The 15,511-nt window shown below is 71.5% G+C and carries 22 protein-coding genes; 13 read left to right on the top strand and 9 right to left on the bottom strand.

Translation table 11 applies throughout. The features are described 5' to 3' along the window. Positions 1–55: 55 nt before the first annotated feature. Positions 56–781, top strand: coding sequence for a membrane protein YczE (gene yczE, locus ACVFI9_RS18155; protein WP_474763574.1), 726 nt, complete (start codon positions 56–58; stop codon positions 779–781). A gap of 55 nt (positions 782–836) precedes the next feature. Here the strand turns inward: yczE and ACVFI9_RS18160 are convergent, their stop codons facing one another. Continuing rightward, positions 837–1,595 (bottom strand): MerR family transcriptional regulator, encoded by a 759-nt coding sequence (locus ACVFI9_RS18160; protein ID WP_474763575.1) that lies wholly within the window; start codon positions 1,593–1,595, stop codon positions 837–839. 279 nt (positions 1,596–1,874) lie between these two features. Here ACVFI9_RS18160 and ACVFI9_RS18165 point away from each other — a divergent pair, with 279 nt between their 5' ends. The 5 genes from ACVFI9_RS18165 (at position 1,875) to crcB (ending at position 4,837) form a co-directional block, all read left to right on the top strand. Further along, positions 1,875–2,795: a DUF4097 family beta strand repeat-containing protein gene (locus ACVFI9_RS18165; protein WP_474763576.1), complete on the top strand. Its 921-nt coding sequence runs from the start codon at positions 1,875–1,877 to the stop codon at positions 2,793–2,795. Continuing rightward, positions 2,792–3,418 (top strand): PadR family transcriptional regulator, encoded by a 627-nt coding sequence (locus ACVFI9_RS18170; protein ID WP_474763577.1) that lies wholly within the window; start codon positions 2,792–2,794, stop codon positions 3,416–3,418. Before ACVFI9_RS18165 ends, ACVFI9_RS18170 begins: the two co-directional genes overlap by 4 nt. A gap of 97 nt (positions 3,419–3,515) precedes the next feature. Then, positions 3,516–4,031: a GNAT family N-acetyltransferase gene (locus ACVFI9_RS18175; RefSeq protein ID WP_474763578.1), complete on the top strand. Its 516-nt coding sequence runs from the start codon at positions 3,516–3,518 to the stop codon at positions 4,029–4,031. 9 nt (positions 4,032–4,040) lie between these two features. Further along, positions 4,041–4,460 (top strand): fluoride efflux transporter FluC, encoded by a 420-nt coding sequence (locus ACVFI9_RS18180; RefSeq protein ID WP_474763579.1) that lies wholly within the window; start codon positions 4,041–4,043, stop codon positions 4,458–4,460. Further along, complete coding sequence (gene crcB / locus ACVFI9_RS18185) at positions 4,457–4,837, top strand: fluoride efflux transporter CrcB (protein ID WP_474763580.1); 381 nt, start codon at positions 4,457–4,459, stop codon at positions 4,835–4,837. Before ACVFI9_RS18180 ends, crcB begins: the two co-directional genes overlap by 4 nt. A 65-nt stretch (positions 4,838–4,902) precedes the next feature. On the opposite strand, the gene ACVFI9_RS18190 is transcribed toward crcB, so the two are convergent. The 4 genes from ACVFI9_RS18190 to ACVFI9_RS18205 all read right to left on the bottom strand — a co-directional run bounded on the left by ACVFI9_RS18190 (position 4,903) and on the right by ACVFI9_RS18205 (position 8,098). After that, positions 4,903–6,159, bottom strand: a complete 1,257-nt coding sequence (locus ACVFI9_RS18190) for a Dyp-type peroxidase (protein ID WP_474763581.1) — start codon at positions 6,157–6,159, stop codon at positions 4,903–4,905. After that, on the bottom strand, positions 6,159–6,707 hold the full coding sequence (locus tag ACVFI9_RS18195) for a copper chaperone PCu(A)C (protein WP_474763582.1): 549 nt from the start codon (positions 6,705–6,707) through the stop codon (positions 6,159–6,161). Before ACVFI9_RS18195 ends, ACVFI9_RS18190 begins: the two co-directional genes overlap by 1 nt. Before the next feature lie 20 nt (positions 6,708–6,727). Further along, the gene (locus ACVFI9_RS18200) at positions 6,728–7,393 is read right to left on the bottom strand and encodes a copper resistance CopC family protein (RefSeq protein WP_474763583.1); all 666 of its coding nucleotides are present in this window, start codon (positions 7,391–7,393) and stop codon (positions 6,728–6,730) included. 99 nt (positions 7,394–7,492) lie between these two features. Beyond that, entirely contained in the window at positions 7,493–8,098 is a 606-nt protein-coding gene (locus ACVFI9_RS18205) for a hypothetical protein (protein ID WP_474763584.1), read from the bottom strand. A 101-nt stretch (positions 8,099–8,199) separates the two neighbouring features. Here ACVFI9_RS18205 and ACVFI9_RS18210 point away from each other — a divergent pair, with 101 nt between their 5' ends. The 3 genes from ACVFI9_RS18210 to ACVFI9_RS18220 are packed head-to-tail and all read left to right on the top strand — an operon-like array spanning position 8,200 to position 9,386. Beyond that, positions 8,200–8,541 carry an ArsR/SmtB family transcription factor gene (locus ACVFI9_RS18210; protein ID WP_474763585.1) on the top strand — a complete coding sequence of 114 codons (342 nt, stop codon included), beginning with the start codon at positions 8,200–8,202 and terminating at the stop codon, positions 8,539–8,541. Position 8,542: 1 nt separating this feature from the next. Beyond that, a complete protein-coding gene (locus ACVFI9_RS18215; protein ID WP_474763586.1) occupies positions 8,543–8,932 on the top strand; it encodes a VOC family protein in 390 nt (129 codons plus the stop codon). A gap of 25 nt (positions 8,933–8,957) precedes the next feature. Next, complete coding sequence (locus ACVFI9_RS18220; RefSeq protein ID WP_474763587.1) at positions 8,958–9,386, top strand: DUF1801 domain-containing protein; 429 nt, start codon at positions 8,958–8,960, stop codon at positions 9,384–9,386. Positions 9,387–9,420: 34 nt separating this feature from the next. On the opposite strand, the gene ACVFI9_RS18225 is transcribed toward ACVFI9_RS18220, so the two are convergent. After that, positions 9,421–10,593, bottom strand: coding sequence for an NAD(P)-binding domain-containing protein (locus ACVFI9_RS18225; protein ID WP_474763588.1), 1,173 nt, complete (start codon positions 10,591–10,593; stop codon positions 9,421–9,423). Between the two features lie 196 nt (positions 10,594–10,789). Between ACVFI9_RS18225 and ACVFI9_RS18230 the strand changes: the two genes are divergently transcribed. After that, positions 10,790–10,993 carry a DUF3073 domain-containing protein gene (locus tag ACVFI9_RS18230; protein ID WP_474763589.1) on the top strand — a complete coding sequence of 68 codons (204 nt, stop codon included), beginning with the start codon at positions 10,790–10,792 and terminating at the stop codon, positions 10,991–10,993. 35 nt (positions 10,994–11,028) lie between these two features. On the opposite strand, the gene ACVFI9_RS18235 is transcribed toward ACVFI9_RS18230, so the two are convergent. The 3 genes from ACVFI9_RS18235 to purM are packed head-to-tail and all read right to left on the bottom strand — an operon-like array spanning position 11,029 to position 13,594. Next, on the bottom strand, positions 11,029–11,685 hold the full coding sequence (locus ACVFI9_RS18235; protein WP_474763590.1) for a hypothetical protein: 657 nt from the start codon (positions 11,683–11,685) through the stop codon (positions 11,029–11,031). A gap of 42 nt (positions 11,686–11,727) precedes the next feature. Then, positions 11,728–12,483: an LLM class flavin-dependent oxidoreductase gene (locus ACVFI9_RS18240; RefSeq protein ID WP_474763591.1), complete on the bottom strand. Its 756-nt coding sequence runs from the start codon at positions 12,481–12,483 to the stop codon at positions 11,728–11,730. Between the two features lie 4 nt (positions 12,484–12,487). Continuing rightward, positions 12,488–13,594 carry a phosphoribosylformylglycinamidine cyclo-ligase gene (purM, locus tag ACVFI9_RS18245; protein ID WP_474763592.1) on the bottom strand — a complete coding sequence of 369 codons (1,107 nt, stop codon included), beginning with the start codon at positions 13,592–13,594 and terminating at the stop codon, positions 12,488–12,490. 69 nt (positions 13,595–13,663) lie between these two features. Between purM and ACVFI9_RS18250 the strand changes: the two genes are divergently transcribed. The 3 genes from ACVFI9_RS18250 to ACVFI9_RS18260 are packed head-to-tail and all read left to right on the top strand — an operon-like array spanning position 13,664 to position 15,493. Then, positions 13,664–14,272 (top strand): zinc-binding alcohol dehydrogenase, encoded by a 609-nt coding sequence (locus ACVFI9_RS18250; RefSeq protein ID WP_474763593.1) that lies wholly within the window; start codon positions 13,664–13,666, stop codon positions 14,270–14,272. A gap of 27 nt (positions 14,273–14,299) precedes the next feature. Further along, positions 14,300–14,734 (top strand): hotdog fold thioesterase, encoded by a 435-nt coding sequence (locus tag ACVFI9_RS18255; RefSeq protein ID WP_474763594.1) that lies wholly within the window; start codon positions 14,300–14,302, stop codon positions 14,732–14,734. Positions 14,735–14,761: 27 nt separating this feature from the next. Then, entirely contained in the window at positions 14,762–15,493 is a 732-nt protein-coding gene (locus ACVFI9_RS18260; RefSeq protein ID WP_474763595.1) for a glutamine amidotransferase, read from the top strand. The last annotated feature ends 18 nt before the right edge of the window (positions 15,494–15,511 follow it).

Consider the following 15,511-nt stretch of genomic DNA (forward strand, 5'->3'; position numbering starts at 1 on the left):
ACTCTAGGCGAATTGGCTCCTTGCGAGAAGGCCAATTTGCGAATTGGATTGCACCATGCCCCGCCCCCTCGCTCGCCCGTCCGATCCCGCCCCGGTGCTCGCCCGTCGCCTCGTGCAGCTCTTCACCGGCCTGTTCCTCTACGGCATCGGCATCGCGCTCATCGTGCGCGGCGAGCTCGGCGTCGCCCCGTGGGATGTGCTCACGCAGGGCATCGCCAAGCAGACGGGGTGGACCTTCGGCCTCATCACCATCGTGACGAGTGCCGTGGTGCTGCTGCTCTGGATCCCGATCCGTCAGAAGCCGGGCTTCGGCACCGTGATGAACGCCCTCCTCGTCGGGCCGTTCGCCGACGTCGGTCTCTGGCTCATCCCGCCGGGCCTCGACCTGTGGGTCCGCGCGCTGCTGCTGCCCGCCGGCATCGTCGTGCTCGCGATCGCGACCGGCCTCTACATCGGCGCCCACTTCGGCCCTGGCCCGCGCGACGGCCTCATGACGGGCCTCCACCGGGTCACCGGCTGGAAGATCTGGATCGTGCGCACCGGCATCGAGGTCATCGTGCTCGCCGCGGGCTGGCTGCTCGGCGGCAACGTCGGCATCGGCACGCTGGCCTTCGCGTTGCTCATCGGCCCGCTCTGCGGGTACACGATCCCGCTCTTCGCGATCAAGCGCTCGCACCGGATGTCGCAGCCGGCCGCAGCGGGCGCGAGGGGCGCCGCCACGGTCGACGCGGATGCCTCCACGCCGACCGGCTCCGTGGCATCCGTCACCGCGGCCCCCTGACGACGATCGGTCCCCGTGGCGGGACACCACGGGGACCGATCGTGCTGCGCAGCCGCTACAGGTTGCGCTCGGCGTAGACGGTCATCGCGTCCCGCACGAACTCGGCACCGGCCTGGCCGCCGTAGTTCGCGCCGAAGCGCTCGTCCGCGACGTACATGTCGGCCAGGCCGAGGAAGTACTCCTTCGTCGGGCCGGCCGCGCCACCGCCGGGCGTGCCCGGGATGCCGCGCAGCCACTCGAACTGCCGCTGCGCGAGCGCCTGTGCCTCGTCGCCGGCGGGGTCGATGCCCCGCTCGAACGCCACGATCCAGTCGCTGCCGAGCCGGGCTGCTCGCTGCTGCCAGGCCGACTTCTCGTCGGCCGACATCGAGCGCCACCACGCGTCGCTCCTCGCGTACGCGTCGGTGCCCCAGCGCTCCTCGACCTCATCCTTGTACTGCGTGTGGTCGAAGCCGTCGAACATCTGCTCTGCCATGAGTCGTTCACCTCCCTCCAATGCTCCGATAGTCCGTTCGACCGACGCGATCTGCCGCGCCAGCCGGCTCTGCTCCTCCTGCAGCCACCCGAGGTGGGCACGAAGGGCGTGCGGGGCGTCCTCCTCGCGGTCGAGCACCTGCGCGATCACCGGCAGACCGAGTCCCAGCTGGCGGAGCAGCATGATGCGCTGCAGCCGCACGAGCGCCCGGTCGTCGTAGTACCGGTAGCCGTTGCCTCCGATGCGGGTCGGCGGGAGCAGCCCGATGTCGTCGTAGTGACGCAACGTACGGCTCGTGGTCCCGGCAAGCCTTGCGATCTCCTGGATCGACCAGTCCACGGCGTGCTCCTCTCGTCTCGGTCGCGGGACACGCGCGACGTTCGCGCCCCTGTGACAGCCACGGTAGAGGTTGACGTCACGTCAAGGTCAAGACGCTCGCGACATCCGCCGCCGTTCCTTCTGGCGGATATACGATCCGCCACCCGGGCGGAGCGACCGGATTTGCCGGCGCGCCGGATCGTATATCCGCAGCATCGAACAGTTGCGGTTGGGCCAAACGCGATATATCTTGAGTGTGATCGAAGACGCGATATATCGCGAGAAGAGGGGATACGAACCATGGCGATCGAGAAGTGGGTCATCGCACCCGGAGAGTCCCGGGTCATCGACCTCGAGCTCGTACGCAAGCTCAAGGTGAGCCTCATCGGCGGCAAGGTCGACGTCATCGCACACGACGAACCGGGTGCCCGTATCGAGATCCGGGGTGTCACCGGCAAGGACCTCAAGGTCCAGATCGACGGCGACGTGCTCGAGGTCGACCACCCGCAGCTCCGTTGGGACAACTTCATCGAGGCGTTCAAGGGCTTCGTCGGCAGCGCCAAGGCCGAGGTCTCGATCCTCGCGCCGCGCACGGTCGCGCTGAAGCTCGGCGTCGTCTCGGGCGACGCGCTCGTCTCGGGCTTCGCGGGCGACGCCAGGCTCAACACCGTCTCGGGCGACATCGTCGTCGACAGCCACGAGGGCGACGTCGAGCTCTCGAGCGTGTCGGGCGAGGTCTCGGCGGGCAACCACACCGGACGCATCACGGCGCACTCCGTCTCGGGCGATGTCGTCGCGACCGGCGACATCGTCTCGTTCAACGCCGACACCGTCTCGGGCAACATGATCGTCGACACCGAGGGCACGCCCGACCGCATCGACACGAACACGGTCTCCGGCGACCTCACGGTGCGCTTCGAGCCCGGCACCGGTGCGCGCTATCGCATCAACACCGTCGGCGGTACGGTGCTGCTCGACGACGTGACCATGAAGGGCATGCTCGGCAAGGGCTTCGAGCGCGTCGTCGGCGAGCTCGCCGGCCGCTGGCTCGACCTCGGCGCGAACAGCGTCTCCGGCAACATCTCGATCATGCGACGCGACGGCGCGAAGAGCCGGGCGACGGATGCCTCGGCCGGTGCTCAGGCGCAGGCGGGCACGTCGCAGACGCCCGGCACGACGCAGTCGCCGTACGACGCGAACGAGGGCGAGGCGTCGGCATGACCCCGCCCGTCTTCGCCCACGGCAACCTGCGCCTGTACCTGCTGGCGCTCCTCGAGGAGCGACCACGGCACGGCTACGAGCTCATCCAGGCGCTGTCCGACCGATTCGGCGGCACGTACAGTCCGAGCGCCGGCACGATCTACCCACGGCTCGCGAAGCTCGAGGAGGAGGGGCTCGTCACGAAGTCGACCGACGGCCGCAAGACCGTCTACGAGATCACGGATGCCGGTCGAGCCGAGCTCGACGCGCGGCGACATGAGCTCGACGCCATCGAGGACGACCTCACCGACTCGGTCCGCCGCCTCGCCGACGGCGTGCGCGCCGAGGTGAACGACGCCATGCGATCGTTGCGCGCCGAGCTCGCGTCGGCGGCCCGTGAGGCCAAGCGGCAGGCGACGAGCGCCACGGCGACCGCGACGGCTGCCGCCAACGCGGCGCACGTCGAGTCCGCCCGCGCGGTGCACGAGGCCGATCTCGTGATCAACGAGTTCCGGCAGCAGTTGCGCACCGACCTGCGCTCGCACGCCCACCAGGGCAGCCTCAGCTCCGAGTCGGTGGCGCTCTTGAAGTCGCGATTGGCGCAGGTGCGGGCCGACGTGCTCGCGACGCTCACGGGCCGCTAGTCGGGCTGCATTCCGCCGACTCCGGCACTGATGCGATTCCAGCATCAGTGCCGGAGCGGCGTACCGCGGTGTCGGCGGCTCGTGGTTGGATCGCCCCATGGTCGACATCACGCTTCGCCCGTGGTCGGTCGACGACCTCGACCTGCTCCGTCGCGCGAACACGCCCGAACTCATGGACCAGATGGGCGGCGTCGAGTCCGACGAGCAGGTGATCGCGCGCCACGAGCGGTACCTCCGCCTGCAGACCGAGGGCATCGGAGTGCAGTTCCGCATCGAGATCCCGGGCCACCCCGAGGGCGTGGGCGTCATCGGCTACTGGCACCACGACTACCACGGCGAGCCCGCACTCGAGGCGGGCTGGTCGGTCGAGTCCGCCTATCGCGGGCAGGGCATCGCGCCGGCCGCGGTCGCCGCGATGCTCGATCACGCACGCGCTGCGGGCGAGACCCTGCCGGTCTACGCCTACCCGCGCGTCGACAACCCGGCCTCCAACGCGGTCTGCCGCAAGGCCGGCTTCACGCTTCGAGGCGAGGAGGACTTCGAGGTGCGGCCCGGCCTCGTGCTGCACACGAACGTGTGGGTCGCCGAACTCGTCACCACGCCCGCCGCGTAGTCTCGAGGGGTGCGCGCCTACCTCGCCGTCGCGCTCGGCGGCCTCATCGGCACCGGCCTGCGTCTCGCCTCCGACCTCGCGTTCCCGCACGCCGACGGCGAGTTCCCGACCGAGACGCTCATCGTGAACCTCATGGGCTCGCTCGCGCTCGGCTGGCTCGTGGGCGGCCTCTGGACCCGCCCGTCGACGCCGCTCTGGCTGAAGGCGGGCCTCGGCCCCGGAGTGCTGGGTTCGTTCACGACCCTCTCCGCGGTGCTCGCCTCCGTCGTCGTGCTCACTCGCGTGGATGCGATCGGGCTCGCCGCCCTGTACCTCGGAGCCTCCGTGGTCGGTGGCCTCGCGCTCGCCGCCGCGGGGCTGCGGCTCGGGTCGCTCATCGCGCATCGGCCGATGCCGACCGAGGTGACGGATGCCGGGGAGACGCTGTGACCGGCGGCCTGACCCCGCTCGTCGTCGCGGCCGTGCTCGCGGCCGGTGCGGTCGGCGCGGTGCTCCGTTATGCGTTGTCGCGGGCGTTCCCCGTGCGCCCCGGACACCTCCCGGGCGGCATCCTCATCGTGAACGTGCTCGGATCGGGGCTCGCGGGCGCCCTCATCGCCCTCGCCGAACGAGCCGAGCTCGCCGGCGATCTCCGAATCGTCCTCGTCACGGGGTTCTGCGGGGGCCTCACGACCTTCAGCACGTGGACCGTCGAGACCATCGAGCTCTTCGACGGCGGCCGCTGGCGGGCGGCGATCCTCAATGTCGTCGTGACACTCGCGCTCGGTCTCGCCGCCGCCGCCGCCGCGTACCTCGCGGTCCGCTGAGCACCCGGCCGACGAGCAGGGCGGCGGATGCCGCGGCACGCCGCCGGGGCATCCGCCCACCGAACTCAGACGAGCGTCTCGCCGACGTACCCGCCTTCGGCGCATCCGGGCGGAATCGCGAAGACGGCCGAACCGATGGGCGTCGTCCATTGGTTCAGGAGGTCGGCTTCGTCGAGCCGTCGCTGGATCGGCACGAACTGCCGGTCGACATCGGCCTGGTACGAGGCGAAGAGCAGGCCCGCGTCCGACACGGAGGCCCCGATCGGCGCGTCGTCGTAGTTGTAGCCGCGCCGGAAGATCCGCTCGCCCGGAGCCGCGCTCCGCGAGCGTCGCAGGTGCGACACCTCGGAGATGACGGGGAAGCCGAGCTTCGTCACCGCATCGAAGTCGGGTGCGTCGTGCTCGGCCTCCCCCGTCAGCGGTGCGCCCGTGTCGAGCCGGCGACCGACGGAGAACTCGCGGCCGGGGCGGTCGATGCGATCCCAGCCGTCGAGGTCCATCGCGATGCGGCGCAGCACCATGCCGGTGCCGCCCTCGAGCCAGCGCGGGCCGTCGCCCACCCAGACGACCTCGTCGAAGTCCGGGCTCCCGGGCGCCGGGTTGACGGTGCCGTCGACCTGCCCGAAGAGGTTCCGCATCGTGGTCCCGGATGCCTCGGCGCCCGCCGCCCGCCGGAACCCCCGTTGCGACCATCGCACGGTGCCGAAGCTCCGCGCGTCCTTGAGGAGCATGCGCGCGGCATGCGCGAGCGTCACCGGATCGTCGGCGCCGAGCTGGAGCAGCAGGTCGCCGTCGCTCCACGTGGGCTGCAGCCGGTCGATGCCGAACGGCGGCAGCGGCCGCAGCCACGCCGGGGCCGACGCGCCGCCGGCACGGGTGACGAATCCCGGCCCGAACCCGAAGGTCACGGTGAGTCGGGCCGGTACCAGCGCGAGCTCCGGCTCGGTGTCGGCGAGCGCCGGCTCACCCCTCGTGAGCCGGGCTGCGTCGTCGCTGAGGATGCGCATCAGGCGTCGGAGGGCCGCCGCGTCGACCTCGGGCGCCAGGTCGAGCGCGACGAAGAGCGCGTGGGACTGGGGCGTGGTCTCGATGCCCGCCTGGTGCTCGCCGTGGTACGGCACCACGGCGTCGCCGACGGCGGTCGCCGAGGCGGGATCGACCGCGGTGGCGCCGGGCGCGCCCGACGCACCGTCGAGGGCGGCGGCGCGCCAGGCGGCCTCGGCGCCGAGCGCCGTCGCCGCGCCGACGCCCGCGGCGGCGGCTCCCCCGAGGAGGAGCTGCCGACGCGAGAACCCACCGCCGGCGGATTCACGAGCCGCCATCAGTGCGCCTCGTGCTCGCCGCCGTCGTAGCTCTCGTTGGCGCCGTCGTAGTCCTTCACGGGCACCGTGACCTCGAGGCTCGACCCGTCGTCGAAGGTGACGGTGACCGCGACCTCGTCGCCCGCGAGCAGCGGCGCGGTGAGACCGAGCAGCATGATGTGGTTCCCGCCCGGCTCGAGATGCAGGTGATCGCCGGCGGGCAGCGGGAACCCGCCGTCCTTCTCCCGCATGGTCATGGTGCCGCTGCCGTCGTCGACCATCTCGTGCAGTTCGGCCGACTGGGCCGCGTCGGTCTCGACCGCGACGACGACGAGGTCGTCGGAGCCGGTGTTCTCGAGCTCGCCGAAGACGGCGGTCATGCCGGTCTCGGCCGCCTTCGCCCAGCCGTCGGTGAGCGTGACAGGCGACTCCGCCCGCGCCGCTTCGGCGCTCGCGTCGGCGGCGCTCGCGTCGGCGGCGCTCGTGGCGGAGGTGGCGTCGGCGCCGGCGCACCCCGCGAGGGTGAGCGCGGCGGCGATGGCGGCGGAGATGGTGAGGGAACGCTTCATGGATCGCATGTCGATGGCTTTCAGGATGCGTCGCCGCGGCGACGAAGGGTACGGATGACGAGGATGGCGACGAGCGCGATCACGGCGAGCCCGCCGATCACGCCGCCGAGGATCGGCCAGGCGTCGGTCGCGGCCGGCGACGACGACTCGTCCTGGGATCCGGGCTCATCGGCGGACTCGCCTTGGTCGGAGAGCGTGGCGGGATACTCGCCGGTCGCATCCGCGCCGACGCCGAAGTCGATGGTCCCCTCGATGGGGTGGCCGTCGGCGGAGACGGCGCGCCAGCGCGTCTGGTACTCACCGTCTGCGATCTGCGCGGGCAGGGCTGCGGTCACCGTACGGCCCGAGATCACGGGCTCGCCGACCTCGAGCGGCTCGCCATCGGCGTCGACGACGATGATCGCCGTGCCCATCTCGATGATGTCGTTCGAGAACTCGAGCTCGATGGCGGTCGGGGCGGCGTCGAGCACCTCGCCGTGTTCGGGGCTCGAGCCGAGCAGGTCATCGTGCGCGAAGGCCGGTACGGCCTCCGCGAGTCCGACCGCCGTGGCGGCGAGCAGGGCGCTCGCGAGCAGGGTCGCTCGAAGCCGGTTCCGGGGAGCTGGCGGCGAGTCGGCGCCGACGGCGGCGATGGCGGATCGGTGGGTCATGTGGGTCATGTGGGTCATGTGGGTCATGTGGGTCATGTGGTCGTTCCTCGTCTTCGTGACGGATGCACGGGCGGCAGCGGGCACGCCCTTTCGGGGCATCCGGAATGCAGTGGATCGCCGCGATGCGCGGCGGGATCAGGCGAAGGCGACGAGGGCGGGCGGGCCGCGAGAGCGCAGCGTCGAGTCGAGCAGGCGTGAGCGTGGCGCGTGAGGGGCCGCATCGACCGGCAGCCGCGATGCGGTGACGACGACCGGCGCGACCGCGCCTGCGCCCGTGAGCCGGCCGACGAAGCGTCGGGCCACGACGCCGAGCGCGCGCCACACGGCGGCCTCGGCGAGGAGGAGGTAGACGATGGTGAGCACCGCGGCGAGCGCATGGGCCGCCAGCATGGCGACGTCGCTGTGCGCCGCGTGCGATGCGGCCGGCGTGGCACCCTCGACGAGGGTGACCACCTGGTGGTGGCCGGTGCCGCTCACGGCCAGGCCGCCGCCACCGCCGCCACCCACGCCGAAGAGCAGGTGGAACGCGCCCTGGCTCACGACCACGGCGAGCGCGACGCGCGACGGCGTCACGCGACGGCCGACGAAGGCCACGGATGCCGCGAGCGCGACGAGCGCGGCGAACACGAGCCCGACGCCTCCGGGCGACTCGCCGGCGGCGACGCCGTGCGAGAAGGCCGCGAGGAACAGGGCGATCGCCGCGGTGGTCGCGCCACGCATGAGCTGCGTCGCACGGTTCACGTCGGGGCCCCTCGTTCGGTCGGGATTCGCCTCAACTCTACCAACGGCCGACACCCTTCGATCATTGACAGGTAACCATCTGGTTGCCTATGCTGGCGGTCGTGGACGACGTGTTCCGGGCGCTGGCCGATCCGACGAGGCGCATCCTCATCGATGAACTCGCCGAGCGCGACGACCAGACCCTCTTCGAGCTGTGCACGCGGCTGATCATGCGTCACGGTCTCGAGGTGTCGCGCCAGGCCGTGGCGAAGCACCTCGACGTGCTCGAACGCGCCGGACTCGTCGAGGCCAGGCGTGACGGGCGCTTCCGCCGCCACACCCTGAACCGCGAGCCGCTCAGGGCGGCGTGGCGGGGATGGCTCCGGGCGCATGTCGACCACTCCGACCAGCACCTGCCCGATCCGGCGGATCCCGCCGAGGCGGCACCAGACGAAAGGCGATGACATGCGCATCAACGTGACGAGCGTCCTCGTGGACGATCAAGACAAGGCCCTCGACTTCTACACCCGGGTACTCGGCTTCGAGAAGAAGACCGACGTGCCGGCCGGCGAGTACCGCTGGCTCACCGTCGTCTCCCCCGAGGCCACCGACGGCGTCGAGCTCCTGCTCGAGCCCGACGAGCACCCTGCGGCCGGCCCCTACAAGCGGGCCCTCGTGGCCGACGGCATCCCGTACACCTCCTTCGCGGTCGACGACGTGAAGGCCGAGCACGCCCGGCTCGTCGCCGCGGGTGTCGCGTTCACCCAGCCGCCGACCGAGATGGGCCCGGTCACGACGGCCATCTTCGACGACACCTGCGGCAACCTCATCCAGATCGCGAGCATGGCCGGGTAGCGGCGTCCGGTCGTAGACTCGCGGCATGGCGACGGATGCCGCGGTGCGGGAGTTCCTCGATCGGGTCGAGCACCCGGTGCGCCGGCGCGATGCCGAGACCATGCTCGAGCTCATGACGCGCGCGACCGGCCGGCCCGCCGCGATGTGGGGCCGCTCCATCGTGGGCTTCGGCACGTATCACTACCGGTACGACAGCGGGCGCGAAGGCGACGCGCCGGCAGCCGGCTTCTCACCGCGCAAGGCCGCGACCACGGTCTACCTCAACGACGGCGTCGACGCGCACGCATCGCTCGTCGAGCGACTGGGCCCGCACACCACGGGCGTCGGATGCCTCTACCTCAAGGACCTCGAGCAGATCGACCTCGCGGCACTCGAGGAGATCGTCGCCGCCTCGTACCGCACGCTCACGTCGGGCACGTTCGGGCAGCGCGCACGCGAGGGCGGCGCCGGCTGAGGCATCCGCGCGGCCCGGTGTTCGGGTCGAATCCCTAGAGCATGGCCATGATCTGGCGCGCGATCATGCGGCCCGCCCGGCTCGCACCGATGGTCGAGGCCTGAGGTCCGTAGCCGGCGAGGAAGATGCGCGGGTCGTTCCAGGCCGCACCCTGCCCGACCTGCACACCACCCGCCTTCTCTCGCAGCTTCAGGGGTGCGAGATGGCGCAGCTCGGGGCGGAATCCGGTCGCCCAGATGATCGCGTCGGCGCGCGCCATGCCGCCGTCCGGGCCGTCCCACACGACGCGGTCGGCCTCGATGCGGTCGAACATCGGCCTCGCGACGAGGAGCCCGCGCTCGATGCCCGCGGCGATGCGGCGGCTCTTCGGCACGCCCGTGCCGCTCACGATGGAGGGCAGCGCCCGGCCCGAGCGCGCCGCCTCGTCCTGCCTGGCGACGGCGGCGGATGCACCCTCGAGATCGAGCTCCTGCCGGTCGAGCCAGTCGATCGGACGGCGCGACACCCACGTGAGCCCGGCCGCGACATCCTCGAGCTCCAGCATGAACCCGATCGCGGAGGTGCCGCCGCCCACGACCACGACGTGCTTGTCACGGAAGTCCTCGGCGCTCGTGTAGTCGGACGTGTGCACGTGCCGGCCCGCGAAATCGGCCATGCCCGGGTAGTAGGGCACGAACGGCGACCCCCACGTTCCCGTGGCGTTCACGAGGAACTGGGACGTGATCTCGTACTGCGGCTGCGGCGGCGGACCCGGCTCCTCGAAGGATCGGCGCCGGCGGAACAGCCCGCTGCGGGTCTTCGACTCCTCGACGGGCTGCGGCGTGAGGTCCTCGTAGTGCACGAGCAGGTCGACGCCGTCGTTCTCGACGGTGCGCACGTTCATGGGGCGGCGCACCCTCAGGTCGAAGTGCTCCTCGAATCGCCCGTAGTAGTCGGCCACGACCTCCTTGGCGGGAAGCGACCGGTCGGCGGTGTCGAAACTGAGTCCGAGCTCGGTCATTCCGGGCAGGTCATTCACCCGGTGCGCCGTGCCGAGCCGCAGCGACGACCAGCGATGCTGCCAGGCCCCGCCGGGCCCCGGAGCCCGGTCGAGCATCACGAAGTCCTCGTCGGCGACGAGCTCGAAGCGTCGAAGATAGTAGGCGACGGACAGTCCGGCCTGCCCGGCGCCGATCACCACGACCTTCACGCGCTCTGGGCTCGACATCACGTCATCATCTCAGCACGTCCGGCTGTACGCACGCAGAACGGGAATGCGCGGAACGGGTCGACTGCGCGCGTTGTGGATGACGCCGGAGTGCTCGATGGGCGGTGCTAAACTTGCCTTCGGACGAATTTCATTTATCAGATGAGCGCCGGGTGAAGACCATCCCACCCGGCCAGATGTCGTAAGGGGGTCACGCATGGGGCGCGGCCGTCAGAAAGCCAAGCACACCAAGGTCGCACGGGAGCTGAAGTACTTCAGCCCGAACACCGACTACACGGCGCTTGAGCGAGAGCTCACCGGCTCGAAGCATGACGAATACAGCGACGAGGCGGCGAAGTGGGCGGAGTACGCCGCCGACGACGACGACACCTACGTCACGGGCGACGAACAGCGCGCCTGACCACCGCCTCCCTGCCTCAGGGTGCACGACGCCCGTCACGGTGCTCGCCGACGCGGATGTGACATCCGACGCAGTCCCAGGCCGGTGATCACGGCGACCGTCGTCGCCATCAGCACGCCGCCGACCGCGAACAGCGCGAACGTGATCCAGCCCGGCGTGGACTCGTCGACGAACGGCGACGGCAGGAACGTGAAGACGAGTCCGACCAGCCACGCCCCCATGTTCAGCGGGATCCACCGCCACGCCCGCGGCACGCTGCGGGCGAGCACGGGCCACTGCGCCACCGGGATGGTCGCGAGCAGCACGAGCCCGGCCACCCCGACGACGACCCAGGTGAGCGGGGCACCCCAGTCGATCTCGACGCCGAGGTCGGCGAGCGTCGTCGGCAGCATCCCGATGGACCAGGCGACGGATGCCGCGACGGCCGTCACGGCGACCCAGCGCCCCACCGGCACCGCAGCGCTCGAGCCGCGCAGCGCGAGGGATTGACCGAGCCCGAGGAGCGCCCCCTCTCCGGCCCCCATGACGACGAGGAGCGCCCACGCCGCCCATGCCTCGAGCCCGAGGGCGGCTGCGAGCGCGAACCCCGTGACGGGGACGAGGAAGCCGACGCTCTCGCCGGCGACCATGAGGCCGACCCATCGACCGAGGCGCGGCGGGGCCTCGAGTCGCTCGAGCCGATCACCGGTCATGGGCACACGATAGCGGTCCTGGCAGCGACGTCGCGGCGGATGCTACCGGGCGGCCCGCCAGCGCGCGGTGTCCTCGACGAACCGCTCGAGTTCGGCGAGCGACCCCGTCGGAGTGACGGCGCGCAGCACGACCTCGTCGACCACGTCGTAGGTCGGCAGGTCGGACGGGGCGGTGATGGTGGTGTCGATCGGCCGCACGCCGAGGCGCTCGAAGTTCGCGGCGTACGAGGGCACGCGCGCATAGCGGTCGGCCTCGCGTTCGAGCGCGGGGCGCGCGGCGGGCTCGGCGATGGTGCGTACATACAGGACCCCGCGCACGGCTCGGCCGGCGGCCGCATCGTGCAGCTCCGACATCGCCTCGGTCGCCGCCGTCGGCGTGAGCCAGTTGTACAGCACGCCGTCGGCGTGCTCGGCGGCCAGACGCCGCATGCGCGGACCGAGCGCACCGACGACGATCGCGGCATCCGTCGCCCGACGCAGGACTTCGATGCCGTCGCGCACGAGCGCGAGCGGATGCGGCGCTCCGCCGGATCCGATGCCGATCGTGGTGCGGTCGCTCGGAAGTCCGGCGAGGTCGAGGGTGTGGGCCGGGCGTCGATCGAGCGGGATCACGCCCGTCGCGAGGTGCAACCGCACGGTGGTCGCCGCGGCGGTGCGGAGCGCGACGAGCGAGTCTCCGCCCGGAACGTCGTTGATCCACAGCGCCGAGAAGCCGTGCCGCTCGATGCGCGGCGCCAGCGCCCGGATGATCTCGGGGTCGGTCGTGCCCGTGAGCCCGATCGAGAGGTCGGCGCGCACGAGGTCAGCTCGCGTACGAGCCCACGAGCCGCACGGCACCGCCGTCGACGCCCTTGGCCCCCTGCTCGAAGCCCGAGAGCTCGCGGTCGCCGATGACGACGGTGCCGACCTGCCACGCGGGCAGGCCGAGCGTGTCGAGCTCGGCGACGATGGCGGCCGCGGCATCCGCCGCCACCACGGCGAAGAAGCCGATGCCGAGGTTCCAGGTGCCCTCGGTCGACTCGAGCGTGGTGCCGGCGAGTCCGTTCAGCACCCGGAAGACCGGCGCAGGCGACCACGTCGAGCGATCGACCTCGACCCACGACCCGCGCGGCAGCACGCGCGCGAGGTTCGCGGCGATTCCCCCGCCGGTGACGTGCGAGAGGGCGTGCACGGATGCCGCGAGCCGCTCGTGCTCGAGGAGCCGCACGAGCGGCCCCGTGTACAGCCGCGTCGGCTCGAGGAGCGCCTCCCCCCAGCTGGTGCCGAGGTCGGGCGCGGCATCCGAGTAGGCCAGGCCGGCCTTCTGCAGGATGTGGCGCACGAGCGAGAACCCGTTGGAGTGCAGTCCGCTCGACGCGATCGCGAGCACGGCGTCGCCGTCGGCCACGCGCTCGGCGCCGAGCAGGCGGTCGGCCTCGACGACCCCGACCGCCGCTCCGGCCACGTCGTAGTCGTCGACGCCCATGAGTCCCGGGTGCTCGGCCGTCTCGCCGCCGACGAGCGCGGTTCCGGTCTCGGCGCACGCACGCGCGATGCCGGTGACGATCGCGGCGATGCGCTCGGGCACGACCTTGCCGCAGGCGATGTAGTCGGTCATGAACAGCGGCTTCGCACCGACCACCACGATGTCGTCGACGACCATGCCGACGAGATCCTGGCCGATGGTGTCGTGGAGGTCGAGCGCCTGCGCGATGGCGATCTTGGTGCCGACGCCGTCGGTGGAGGTCGCGAGCAGCGGCCGCTCGTACGCCTTCGCGAAGGAGAGGTCGAAGAGGCCGGCGAAGCCGCCGACTCCGCCGAGCACGTTCGGCCCGTGGGTCTTCGCGACCGCCGCCTTCATGAGCTCGACGGCGAGGTCGCCTGCCGCGGTGTCGACTCCGGCGGCGGCGTAGGACGAGTTCGCGGTCACCCGTCAAGCGTACCCGCGGCCCGCGCGGCGGACGGTGGTGCCCGAGTGACGCGGGACTAAAATGGGGTCATGTCGGGGGCCACGCCGTCGTGGGTGATTCGCGAGAACGCGAGTCGCTCGGTTCTCCTCGCCCTCTACCTCCGCGAGGTGCTCGGCGTCGCATCGCCCGTCGAGCTTCCCCGCCTCCGGGATGTCGGCCGCGTCGGCGCACGACTCGAGATGGACGACCACGACCTGCTCGAGCGCCAGTGGCGCGCCTGGTGGGCGATGACCGTCGAGCCCGAGGCGCATCCGTCGCCCGTGCCGCTCGAACTCGTCGAGGCGTACGAGACCGACGTGGCACTGCCCGTCTCCGACGCCGAACTGCTCGCCGCGGCGATCGTGCCGCACGCCGAGGCGGCTCGGGCGTGGGCCGAGTGGGCGCATCAGGCCTACCGTTCAGCCTCGGCCGCGCGCCGCGGCGATTCGTATCGCGCCTACGCGGGAACCATCGCCGAGCACGAGCGCGAGGTCGGCCGGCGCGCGCACTCCTTCGAGCTCAACGTCGAGGTCGTGCCCTTCACCGCTCCCGGCGTCTGGTGGATCGGAGCCATGACCGTCGCCGTCACCGACTCGCTGCGATCGGATGCCTCGGCCTTCGACGACGCCATCCATCCGATCATCGCCGAACTGGCGTGAGGTACGGGTCATGCCAGACTCGACCGCATGAGCATCTGGTTCGGCGAACCCTCCGTCGAGTGGGCGAACTCCCGCTGCGACGGCACCGCGATCCGCGCGCTCGGCATCGAGATGACCGAGTTGACGGATGATTCCCTGAGGGGTCGCATGCCCGTCGACGAGCGCACGCGCCAGCCCGGCGGCGTGCTGCACGGCGGGGCATCCGTGCTGCTCGCCGAGACCCTCGCGAGCTGGGGCGCGAGCTTCACCGTGGACCCCGACGCGAACTACTGCGTCGGCATGGAGATCAACGCGAACCACCTGCGACCCGTCGCCGACGGCTGGGTGACCGGCGAGGCGCGCCCGGTCTCGCGCGGGCGCACGACGCAGGTGTGGGACATCCGCATCACCGACGAGCAGGGAAAGCTCGTCTGCATCTCGCGGTGCACCATGGCGGTGCTCCCGAAACCGTCGGAGTACTGAGCGCACCTGCACGCGTATCGTGGGGCCGTGAAGCCGTTCGTCCTCCTCGCCACTCGTGCCGAGGACATGCCCGCCGACGAGGAGTACGCCCTCTTCCTGCGCGGCACCGGCCTCGACGAGCGCGACCTGGTCCGGGTGCGGCTCGAAGCCGGGCCCATGCCGAAGCTCGACCTCGACGCGCTGTCGGGCATCTTCGTCGGCGGCGGCCCGTTCAACGCGTCGGACCCGCCCGAGCGGAAGTCCGCCGTGCAGCACCGGGTCGAAACCGAGTTCGCGGCGCTCCTCGACGAGGTCGTCGCGCGCGACTTCCCCTTCCTCGGCGCCTGCTACGGCGTCGGCACCGTCGGCGTGCACATCGGCGCGACGATCGACGGCACCTTCGGCGAGCGCATCGGCGTCGTGCCGGTGACCCTGACCGAGGCGGGGGCCGCCGACCCGCTGCTCGCCGGACTGCCGCCCACGTTCAACGCCTTCGTCGGGCACAAGGAGGCGATCCGCACGCTTCCCGGCGCGGCGACCCTGCTCGGGTCGTCGCCCGAGTGCCCCGTGCAGGTGTTCCGGGTCGGCCGCAACGTCTACGCGACGCAGTTCCACCCCGAGCTCGACCTCGAGGGCATCATCGTGCGCATCCACGCGTACGCGCGCCACGGCTACTTCGCCCCCGACGAACTCGAGCTCACGGTCGCCGCGGCGCGGCGGGCCGTGGTCTCGGAGCCGAGCCGCATGCTCCGCACCTTCGTGGAGTTGCACGCCCGGTAGCGGCCGCCGGGCCCCGCG

It is taken from the genome of Agromyces sp. NSFZ (assembly GCF_056156205.1).

What these genes read in the sequence shown, in the direction of transcription:
- yczE (WP_474763574.1), top strand. Translation starts at nt 56, where the DNA reads ATGCCCCGCCCCCTCGCTCGCCCGTCCGATCCCGCCCCGGTGCTCGCC.
- ACVFI9_RS18200 (WP_474763583.1), bottom strand. Translation starts at nt 7,393, where the DNA reads ATGACCCACATGACCCACATGACCCACATGACCCACATGACCCACCGA.
- ACVFI9_RS18230 (WP_474763589.1), top strand. Translation starts at nt 10,790, where the DNA reads ATGGGGCGCGGCCGTCAGAAAGCCAAGCACACCAAGGTCGCACGGGAG.
- ACVFI9_RS18195 (WP_474763582.1), bottom strand. Translation starts at nt 6,707, where the DNA reads ATGAAGCGTTCCCTCACCATCTCCGCCGCCATCGCCGCCGCGCTCACC.
- ACVFI9_RS18215 (WP_474763586.1), top strand. Translation starts at nt 8,543, where the DNA reads ATGCGCATCAACGTGACGAGCGTCCTCGTGGACGATCAAGACAAGGCC.
- ACVFI9_RS18225 (WP_474763588.1), bottom strand. Translation starts at nt 10,593, where the DNA reads ATGTCGAGCCCAGAGCGCGTGAAGGTCGTGGTGATCGGCGCCGGGCAG.
- ACVFI9_RS18220 (WP_474763587.1), top strand. Translation starts at nt 8,958, where the DNA reads ATGGCGACGGATGCCGCGGTGCGGGAGTTCCTCGATCGGGTCGAGCAC.
- ACVFI9_RS18165 (WP_474763576.1), top strand. Translation starts at nt 1,875, where the DNA reads ATGGCGATCGAGAAGTGGGTCATCGCACCCGGAGAGTCCCGGGTCATC.
- ACVFI9_RS18235 (WP_474763590.1), bottom strand. Translation starts at nt 11,685, where the DNA reads ATGACCGGTGATCGGCTCGAGCGACTCGAGGCCCCGCCGCGCCTCGGT.
- ACVFI9_RS18170 (WP_474763577.1), top strand. Translation starts at nt 2,792, where the DNA reads ATGACCCCGCCCGTCTTCGCCCACGGCAACCTGCGCCTGTACCTGCTG.
- ACVFI9_RS18250 (WP_474763593.1), top strand. Translation starts at nt 13,664, where the DNA reads ATGTCGGGGGCCACGCCGTCGTGGGTGATTCGCGAGAACGCGAGTCGC.
- ACVFI9_RS18175 (WP_474763578.1), top strand. Translation starts at nt 3,516, where the DNA reads ATGGTCGACATCACGCTTCGCCCGTGGTCGGTCGACGACCTCGACCTG.
- ACVFI9_RS18255 (WP_474763594.1), top strand. Translation starts at nt 14,300, where the DNA reads ATGAGCATCTGGTTCGGCGAACCCTCCGTCGAGTGGGCGAACTCCCGC.
- ACVFI9_RS18190 (WP_474763581.1), bottom strand. Translation starts at nt 6,159, where the DNA reads ATGGCGGCTCGTGAATCCGCCGGCGGTGGGTTCTCGCGTCGGCAGCTC.